Source organism: Neisseria sp. HMSC074B07 (assembly GCF_001810355.1).
GTDB lineage: Bacteria > Pseudomonadota > Gammaproteobacteria > Burkholderiales > Neisseriaceae > Neisseria.
Genome location: NZ_KV800886.1, coordinates 1 through 722 on the forward strand (window position 1 = coordinate 1; position 722 = coordinate 722).

Sequence of the window (722 nt, forward strand, 5' to 3'; positions counted from 1 at the left end):
GGCTTCGTTGCCTTGTCCTGATTTAAATTTAATCAACTATACTCACGAATGGAGATGGGTGGATGCGACGATAGCGCAGCAGGTAAATGTGACGGATAGGGAGGGTGCGGGTAGAATAGGGATGTTGCAGAATCAATACATAAAGAGATAGTAAACTAAGAAATCTTCAGGTATCGTTTGAACGGAAACGGTAAGACGGATATGATAGCCAACTATTTTACGGTGCCGCACACACAGGCATCATCCGCATTCACAAACTATGGAGTATCTTCTTATGAAAAAATTCCTCTTTGCCGCCCTCTCCCTGCTGACCGCTTCGCTGTCGCTGGCCGCCGTCAACATCAATACCGCTTCCCCGTCCGAGTTGGAAGCCCTGCCCGGTATCGGCCCTGCCAAAGCCAAAGCCATCGTGGACTACCGTCAACAACATGGTGCCTTCAAATCGGTCGAGGAGTTGAAAAACGTCAAAGGTATCGGTGAGGGTATCTTCTCCAAACTGAAGGCGGAGGCAACCGTCGCCCCGGCCGCTCAAAACAAAGCCGCCACCCCCGCCGCTAAAAAATAAACCCGAGTGCGCCCGCCCGAATAGGGAATGTGCGCAGATGCAAACCCGGTGATGAAAAGGCCGTCCGAATCCAGTCCGGAGTCGGACGGCCTTCGTGTCGGGCGGGTAAGGCTGACATGCCTGTCCCGCTTCATTCGGCCGTCAGATCAGGATGCAT

General features: G+C 52.8%; 1 protein-coding gene. It reads left to right on the forward strand.

Going from position 1 to position 722, the window contains the following annotated elements; genetic code table 11:
• Positions 1 to 274 precede the first annotated feature (274 nt).
• Positions 275 to 565: a ComEA family DNA-binding protein gene (locus HMPREF2726_RS01110; protein WP_009313167.1), complete on the forward strand. Its 291-nt coding sequence runs from the start codon at positions 275 to 277 to the stop codon at positions 563 to 565.
• Positions 566 to 722: the final 157 nt, after the last annotated feature.

Excerpts from the sequence above, each read along its gene's own strand:
- HMPREF2726_RS01110 (WP_009313167.1), top strand. The coding sequence starts at position 275 with ATGAAAAAATTCCTCTTTGCCGCCCTCTCCCTGCTGACCGCTTCGCTG.